This is a genomic window from Taylorella asinigenitalis ATCC 700933 (assembly GCF_000687755.1).
In the GTDB taxonomy this organism is placed as follows: Bacteria; Pseudomonadota; Gammaproteobacteria; order Burkholderiales; family Burkholderiaceae_B; genus Taylorella; species Taylorella asinigenitalis.
In genome coordinates this window covers 41221-49112 of the sequence record NZ_JHXN01000010.1, presented here as the reverse complement: position 1 = coordinate 49112, position 7892 = coordinate 41221, and the positions used below count along the sequence as shown (strand labels likewise).

Annotated in this window: 7 protein-coding genes and 2 tRNA genes; 4 read left to right on the top strand and 5 right to left on the bottom strand. The window is 35.5% G+C overall.

What is annotated here, in order from left to right; translation table 11 throughout:
* Window positions 1-682: 682 nt before the first annotated feature.
* From T432_RS07995 to T432_RS0106305, 3 genes are all read right to left on the bottom strand, one after another.
* The gene (locus tag T432_RS07995; protein ID WP_081799302.1) at window positions 683-1507 is read right to left on the bottom strand and encodes a nucleotidyl transferase AbiEii/AbiGii toxin family protein; all 825 of its coding nucleotides are present in this window, start codon (window positions 1505-1507) and stop codon (window positions 683-685) included.
* Window positions 1500-1931, bottom strand: a complete 432-nt coding sequence (locus T432_RS0106310) for a hypothetical protein (protein WP_248646291.1) — start codon at window positions 1929-1931, stop codon at window positions 1500-1502. Before T432_RS0106310 ends, T432_RS07995 begins: the two co-directional genes overlap by 8 nt.
* Before the next feature lie 303 nt (window positions 1932-2234).
* Window positions 2235-2310: transfer RNA gene (locus T432_RS0106305), tRNA-His, on the bottom strand.
* A gap of 121 nt (window positions 2311-2431) precedes the next feature.
* Here T432_RS0106305 and T432_RS0106300 point away from each other — a divergent pair.
* Window positions 2432-2508, top strand: a tRNA-Arg gene (locus T432_RS0106300).
* Between the two features lie 197 nt (window positions 2509-2705).
* On the opposite strand, the gene T432_RS0106295 is transcribed toward T432_RS0106300, so the two are convergent.
* Window positions 2706-3044 carry a helix-turn-helix domain-containing protein gene (locus T432_RS0106295; RefSeq protein WP_028884608.1) on the bottom strand — a complete coding sequence of 113 codons (339 nt, stop codon included), beginning with the start codon at window positions 3042-3044 and terminating at the stop codon, window positions 2706-2708.
* A complete protein-coding gene (locus T432_RS0106290) occupies window positions 3035-3349 on the bottom strand; it encodes a transcriptional regulator (protein ID WP_028884607.1) in 315 nt (104 codons plus the stop codon). The genes T432_RS0106295 and T432_RS0106290 overlap by 10 nt, the downstream gene beginning before the upstream one ends.
* 261 nt (window positions 3350-3610) lie before the next feature.
* Here T432_RS0106290 and dapA point away from each other — a divergent pair, with 261 nt between their 5' ends.
* The 3 genes from dapA (at window position 3611) to T432_RS0106275 (ending at window position 7891) form a co-directional block, all read left to right on the top strand.
* Window positions 3611-4510, top strand: coding sequence for a 4-hydroxy-tetrahydrodipicolinate synthase (dapA, locus tag T432_RS0106285; RefSeq protein ID WP_028884606.1), 900 nt, complete (start codon window positions 3611-3613; stop codon window positions 4508-4510).
* Between the two features lie 12 nt (window positions 4511-4522).
* Window positions 4523-5851 (top strand): NlpB/DapX family lipoprotein, encoded by a 1329-nt coding sequence (locus T432_RS0106280; protein WP_028884605.1) that lies wholly within the window; start codon window positions 4523-4525, stop codon window positions 5849-5851.
* Window positions 5852-5944: 93 nt separating this feature from the next.
* Entirely contained in the window at window positions 5945-7891 is a 1947-nt protein-coding gene (locus tag T432_RS0106275; RefSeq protein WP_028884604.1) for an SrfA family protein, read from the top strand.
* Window position 7892: the final 1 nt, after the last annotated feature.

Here is a 7892-nt window from a genome sequence, read left to right as displayed (position 1 = left end):
AAAAGCAAATTGTAGTTAAAAAAATAGAAGGCCAAAAATATCCTAGCTATCTCTCATATGAAAAAGATGGAGATAGATATAATTTTAAATTTGATAGAATTGTTCAAAATTGATGTCTTTTAGGGCAGAAAGTTTTGATTATTTTTATAAAAATTTGTAAAATATTCATGCAGTTAAAAATTGGTGACGTACTGCCTTAACGTACGGTCAAATTCATTGGTGACGTACTGCCTTAACGTACGGTTAAATTCATTGGTGACGTACTGCCTTAACGTACGGTTAAAAAATTTTAACTGTAAGGGCAATCTTTTGGTTGCCTTTTTTTTTGGGTAGATATACTTCTTTTACTCTAAGCGATTTCATTTTTGTGGTTCCTTTCTCTTTAACAAATATCCAAATTAATTTTTCCTAAGCTTCTCTAAAAACCATTCTCCCAAAATTACAATATTTGGAAGAAAAAAAATTTAAAACTTTGGATTTAAGATGAATTCAAAAATCAAAATTATTGAAACGATGCGAAGTATTGTTTTAATAGCTATAACGAAAATTTAAAAAGAAAAATGGATTTTCTAAAAAAGGTTAGTTTAAAAATTTAAAAAAATCCAATAAAAGATAAGGGCAGGAGTTAGAGTGATGTGCATTAAGGGTAAACAAAAGTTAGTAATTGTTTTGGTAGTCTTAGTTAAGATTTATAATCTTTAACCCATTTTCTAAATTCTTCTAATTTAAAATTATCGGGCATTTTTACAAATTCCCCTTCAACCCTCTTTATCATTTCTTCAAGATCATAGTTATTCCCATCGTTATCATGTTTTGAGTTTGTAGGATATATTGTTTTGTTTTTTTCTAGAAATGTTAATCTTTCAGTCATTCTTTTTTCTAAACTTTCAGTGAAATTTTTGAAATCTACAAATCCACTAATAGACAGATTGTGTTTATTGAATTCATATTCTAATAAATTGTTTAATTCATCTTCACCGCTGTAGTATAGTTTGGGAACAATAACTCTTAATAAAGATTCAGAGAAATTCTCTGGGTACTTTTTGAAAAGAAAGTTTAAGTCATATAGATCTCTAACTTTATCTCTACCAGTAAAAGCAGCGGTTTTCATGTGTATTAGTTCATCTATACCATAGACATTAACATTGCCATGTTTTTGGTACAAGTTAGGAAAATCTCTTAGTCTTTGAGTATTTCTTGCACTTACTTCAATTTTGAGAGGGTATGGACCTTCTTTAGATACAGCTCCATAATCTATCATTAATCTAAAAGCCGTCTCTGTGTTTTTTTTAATTGTTACTTTCCAGTCTTTAAAATCTCGGTGATTTTTTAATTTATTCAAAAAGTTCATATTAGAAGTTTTACAATCTAAGTCAACATCTTCAGAGTATCTATCTAAGCCATAGTATAGATATAGAGCGGTTCCGCCTTTTAATACAAATTTATCACCTAAAAGAGGTAAGATTTCTTTGATAAGTTTTATTCTGTCATATTGAGAATCAAGCATGGTTTTTATCCTCAAAATAAAGTTTTGTTAATTCATACCTCATGAATTGTTCAACATTTTTTGTTTTATTTATTATTTTCAAATAGTCATAAAGCTCTTTGGCGTCTTTTTCATCAAGAAAATCGTATACACAATTTTTTAGCCCATAGCATTGATCTAAATACACAAGATCAGCAATTGCTCTAGCGAAAGAGGCAACATAGTATCGATTTTTTAGAAATGGTATGTACCTAAGTTTAATCCCCTTAGTACCTAATGGCATACATTTATCTAAGGTATATAACTTAAAAGGCTTATCTTTTTGAAAATAATTTAGTGGATGCCAATCTGCTGTTAAACCCTTATCATTTGTGATATTTAGGGCTTCCCATCCAGATATATATTGAAAAGTCTCTTTATTTTCCGAATATAAAATGTTTTGCACTACTTTCAGATATACACATATAAATTGTAACAATCAATTAAAGAGTTCACTACTCATTACTATGATTGTATCCAATAAATTTCTCAAAGATCATATTATCTTCACTGAGAATTTTTTCTTATATTACTATCACTTTCATCTCATTTGTTACCGTATATAAGCTATGCTGTAAGGGTTATTAAGGGGGATTAGGAAGTGATAAAAGGAAATAAGAAAATCGTTTAACTCTATGATTTTACAGGTAAATATTCTTTCTAAAAAGTTTTAAAAAGTTGTATAGGGAAGTATGAGGATATGAGAAAATGGGGTGGCTGATGGGGCTCGAACCCACGACACCTGGAATCACAATCCAGTGCTCTACCAACTGAACTACAGCCACCATAAAGCTTGAAAAATAAGATTTTAATGCTAATTAGGCAACAAAATCAATACTAACGATATGTTTTAGGCTAAAAATATAGTTTTGTTGTAAAAAAAATAATATAATAATCTTCTTTTATATCCCCGTAGCTCAACTGGATAGAGCACTCGCCTTCTAAGCGAGGGGTTGTGAGTTCGAGCCTCGCCGGGGGTGCCAGCTAAATGCCTCATTAGTTAGAAGAATGGACTGTTCAGAATTTTGCTAGTGCTGTTCAGGATACAATACGAATTATTACTAATACGGTCGATAGTATGAGCCTACTATCTATCTACCAGAATATGTCAGTGAATATGATATCGAACAGTTAACAATTTGCGTTCATGGAAAAATATGGTGGGTTTCAAGGGATAACATTAAAGCTCTGAAATAAGTTCAGGACGTTTTTCAATAAGATTTATTAGCTTAAGTGCGGCACCACTTGGATTGCGTTGTCCCTGCTCCCAGGATTTGAGTGTATTAACAGATATGCCTAATTGATTAGCAAATTTAGCTTGAGAAAGCCCTGATCTATGCCTAATAGATATAATTTTAGGTACATTAATACGTGTAGCACTTGCGAACTTACCAGCCTTCACTTCATGTAATGCCCTTGTAAGACTTTCTCTGATTTGCTCAGCATCAGGATCATCCTTGATGACCGCCTCTACTATGCTATCAACATTCCAATTCTTTATTTTTTCTTTCACTTGCATTTTATATCTCTCCTTAACGTTTTCAGTTTTCCAGATTTAATATTTTCTTGCAGATTCTTTTTATATATATCTAACAGATAAATATATCCCTTTTGGAGTTCGTTGTAATAGATAACTCTTGCACCAGCCCTTTTACCCTTATTGGAACTACTCCACCTTATCTTTCTTAGTCCACCTGCACCAGGGATAACAACACCAGCTTCAGGATACGTAGCTATATAAATAAAGAATTCAAACTTTTCATCTTCACTCCAAATTTCCTTAACTTTTTTCTGAAAATCAAAAGTTTCAATAATTGTATACATGGACAATCCTTTATTATAATACTTTGTGTTATAACACAATATAGATATTTTTTCTAAGCACGGTATTTGTATTGAATTTTTTATATTCTATGCAACACTGAAAATGCATGAAATTTTAATGAAAGCCCTCGCCGGGGGTGCCAGCTTTATTCTTTTTCTCCTCATACATATCAAAAAAATTTCTTTTATTCCATAACAAAATTATTACAGCCCATAATTAATTAGTTAAACTAGTGCATTAATTAAGTTAGACTTTGGTTTATGATAGTTACTTCCAAATATCCTGTTTTTAAAGGCAGTCTTGTCGCTATGGTTACTCCGATGACTCCTTCGGGTGACATAGATAGGGATGCGTTTAAAAATCTTATTGACTGGCATGTCGAGGAAGGGTCTGATGCTTTGATTATTGTTGGTACTTCTGGAGAATCTCCAACCATCGATTTTAATGAACATGTTGAGTTAGTTAGTCTTGCTGTAGATCACTCTGCGGGTCGTATACCCATAATTGCTGGGACAGGCGGTAACTCTACCAAAGAAGCTATTTTTCTCGCTAATCATGCTCATAAAGCTGGTGCATCTGCAGGCCTGTCAGTTGTTCCATACTACAACAAACCTACACAAGAAGGTTTGTTTCAGCACTACAAAGCTATCTCTGAAAACTCAGAACTTCCAATTATTTTATATAACGTACCAGGTAGAACTGTTATCGACATGAAAAATGATACGGTTCTTAGATTATCTGAGCTACAAAATATTATTGGACTTAAAGATGCTACTGGAGATATCTCACGGATAACTGAATTAGTTTCAAATAAACCAGAACATTTCCAAATCTATTCTGGGGATGACTTAACAGCTGCGGCTTTGATTCTATTAGGGGCTCAGGCAAATATTACAGTAACTGGAAACGTTGCACCTAAATTAATGCATGAATTATGCTTTGCTGCACTAGAGGGAAATATTTTAAAAGTTAGAGAAATCAACTCTAAGCTTGATGAACTAAATCATATTCTTTTTAAAGAACCCAACCCTATTCCTGTTAAATATGCAGTTCATAAAATCGGGAAATCACAACTAGGCTATCGCCTTCCACTAACACAAATTACTGATGGTCTAGCAGAAAAAATTGACCAATCATTAAAAAACTTAAATTTAATTTGAAGCAGGTTACATATGAATTTTAAAAATAAACATCTCATTTGCTCGGCTTTAGTTGCATCAGCTGTTATGGTTGGATGTAGTTCCACAGATGACATACTGCCTGAAAAAGAAGTTGATTATAAAAGTGCAGTTAGAGGGGATCCGTTGGCATTGCCACCTGATTTATCATCTGCAGCAATAACTCCCCAATACTCTACTAGAGATGGGCAGGCCTCAGCGATTAAATTTAATGAAGCTTTAGCTAAGGAACAAGCAAACAAACGCAGCGGAAATGTAGTTCTTCCTCAACACGATAATATGCGTATCCTATCTAAGGGCTCTACTCGTTGGTTGCAAGTGGATGCAGACCCTAACGAAGTTTATCCACTATTACTTTCTTTCTGGGGTGATTTAGGTTTTACTATTGATCAGGACCGTCCTGAAGTTGGTATTATTCGTACTGATTGGGCTGAGGACAGGGCTAAAATCCCAGATACTTTACTTAGAAGAACTTTGGGTTCTCTAATCGATAACGTTTACGATAGCGGCGAACGCGAACGCTTCACAACTAGAATTGAACGCATCAACGGCAGATCTGAAATTTTTATCTCTAATGAAAGAATGGAAGAGACTGCAATGGATCGAAATCAAGACACATTCAAATGGTTGCCAGCTCCAGAGGATGAAAGTCTAAATGCACTAATGCTTGCTAGACTTATGAAGCACTTAGGAGCTAGCGATAATTTAGCTAAAACTGCTTATGATGGTATTGATTTCAAAAAATCTAAAAAACAACGTGAAGATGAACGCATTAAGAGAGCTAGAGAAAGAGAGCGTGAATACAAAGAGCAGTTAAAAGCAGAGAAAGCTGCTGCAAAAGCTGCAAAAGCATCTGAAACCAATATCGTTACTGCCATGCCATCGGAAGCTCCTGTAGTAACTGGTAAACCTAAAGCTCAAATGCCTACTAAGTCAGAAAAAGTTGTTCAAATGGTCAACTCATCTAGACCAGTATCTTTTGACCCAGGCGACATTTCTCTTGAAATACCTAATAAAGGAACCAGTTTTGAAACTGTTCAACAAGCTTTAAACAGAGCTGGTTTTAATGTACAAAGCTCAAACAGAGCTAATAACTCTTTTGTTATTCTGTATCTTGACACTGATACAGGAGAAAAAAGGGAGGGATCAAATCCCATCAGTAGATTGTGGGGCGATAGAGGTAACCTAACCCCTCTTCCTTACACTGTGATGATTAACGATGAATCGACAAAAAGTGTAATAAGGGTTCTAAATCCTAAAGGTGAACCTGAACAAACTAATACAGCGAAACGTATTTTGACGGTAATTAACGATAATCTTTAATCCTAGCCTTGATTTAAGACTCCTCTGACAAAGAGGAGTCTTTTTTTTCTTATATAATCTATTGATACAAATTGTAAAAATGGGGTTTGGTATATGAGTGCATTACTTAGAAGCGGAGAGCTTAAAAACTATACGGCCTTGGGGCAGGATGGACAGCCTGTTTATACTGTGGCCTCTCAATTTCGTAATGCCGTCAAATTCAAATGTGGAGAAAAATATGCTGATTTTTTAGCAGTTCCACAAAGAAATGAAATTGGAAATGTTATCGATTGGTATGTACCATTTGAAAGCACCAGAGCGGATGGAACACATCAAATTATCCCATGGACTTCTGCTACAGATGAAGAGCGTCAAACTGCTCTTGCTGAATTAGAATGTTTCAAATTAAAGATGGAGCAATTGGGAAAAGATTTTGCTACATCTACAAGTAGTGATCAACAAATCTTCTCAAGACTTCTATATCTCCCAAATGGGGAAATGAAAGACCAACTCACTGCGATAAGATTTCCTAATAATGAACATATTTATCTTGTAGACGGAAAACCTGTTATTACTTTTTGGGGCTTTATAGATAAAAATAGAGCCCCTTATTCCGACCCATTTATACAACTTCATTCTAATTTTCAACCGGCTGAAAAACCGCCTACCGTGGCGGTTCCGGCGGCATTGCCACCTAAAAAGAGCGGATGGTTATGGTGGCTACTACTTTTACTATTACTTTTATTATTAGCAGGGGCTGCATACTGGTTTTATTTCAAAGACCACGGCAAGAAAAATATCAGTGGTATCAATGTCCCTGATAAGATAGGAACTGTTGAAGCTCCTTTAAACAAAAATGATCCAGCTAACAAAATCACAGGACAGGAAACGAAACCTACTCCAGATCCCGCCCCTGCTCCCACTCCAGCTCCTGAGAAAGATCCCGTAAGTGGAAAAGAAACTAACAAAATTACTGGGATAGCGGAAACAAAAGAAGTTGTAGAGGAATGCAAAGACCCAATTACATACTACAAAGTTTCTGAAACTGTTTTAATGGATAAAGACGGTAAGTTTTTAACTATTAAACCAAGAGAGTGTGACATATTACTTCCATTTAAGGAAAATAATTATTATGTATCACGAAATGGTAAATGGTACATAGCAAATAGTGATACTGTAGTAACTGACACAGAGATTCTTAAAACTCTTGAAGGTGTAAATCTTCTTGATGGCACTGTTGTCGGGGAAGATGGTGTTGTTGTCGGTGAAGATGGCATAGCCGTAGGATCTGAAGGTGGTGTTGACGGCACTGGCACAGGCACTGGAACTGCTGAAGGCCTTGGATTAGGCGAAGGCGAAAAAGGGAAGGATAAGGGTCCTGAAGGTGAAGGTGAGACTAAGCCAGAGGATAATAATCCTGTTGCTCCAATACCTGATCCAGCTTTAACTGGGCAAGAAACTAACAAAGCTCCAGGCGAGGAAAACAAAAATGGTCCAGAAGGCAAGCCTGAAGCGGAAAACAATCAAGTCGATCCTGTTAAACCCGTCGACCCTAATTTGAACACTCAAAGTAACAATACTGTTGTTCCACCAGTAGATCCAGTTGGTATGAATAACAACACAAATAATACTAACAATGCAACTGGGTCTACAGGTGCTCCTAATGTTGCACAAAATCCTAACACTAAACCGTTGGCATTGACCGAGCAAAATATTAAATCAGGCGATATGAAATTCCTTAAGGGTAATTGGTCGTCAAATTCAGGCTTGCAGGATAATGCAACTGGACGCCCATTACGCCTTGCGTACAATTTCGACGACAAGGGAAATGGCACGGTTAAACTTAATCGCGGGGATGGAGTTTCATGTGAGACAGGCGTCACTTCAAGCACTGTTAACGGTAAGCTGGAGATTAATGCTAAAGGTAACGCAAAATGTACCGACGGAAGCTCGTACGAACTACCTAAAGTAACTTGCGATGCAGGTTCAAGCGGAAATGCTGATTGTAAGGGTTCCTATGGTGAAGGTAAGGCCTTCCCTATTCAAATAAAAACTAATTAAC

Bases quoted from the DNA above. Each gene is read 5' to 3' on its own strand.
- T432_RS07995 (WP_081799302.1), bottom strand. From the start codon at position 1,507: ATGCTTGATTCTCAATATGACAGAATAAAACTTATCAAAGAAATCTTA.
- T432_RS0106295 (WP_028884608.1), bottom strand. From the start codon at position 3,044: ATGCAAGTGAAAGAAAAAATAAAGAATTGGAATGTTGATAGCATAGTA.
- T432_RS0106290 (WP_028884607.1), bottom strand. From the start codon at position 3,349: ATGTATACAATTATTGAAACTTTTGATTTTCAGAAAAAAGTTAAGGAA.
- dapA (WP_028884606.1), top strand. From the start codon at position 3,611: ATGATAGTTACTTCCAAATATCCTGTTTTTAAAGGCAGTCTTGTCGCT.
- T432_RS0106280 (WP_028884605.1), top strand. From the start codon at position 4,523: ATGAATTTTAAAAATAAACATCTCATTTGCTCGGCTTTAGTTGCATCA.
- T432_RS0106275 (WP_028884604.1), top strand. From the start codon at position 5,945: ATGAGTGCATTACTTAGAAGCGGAGAGCTTAAAAACTATACGGCCTTG.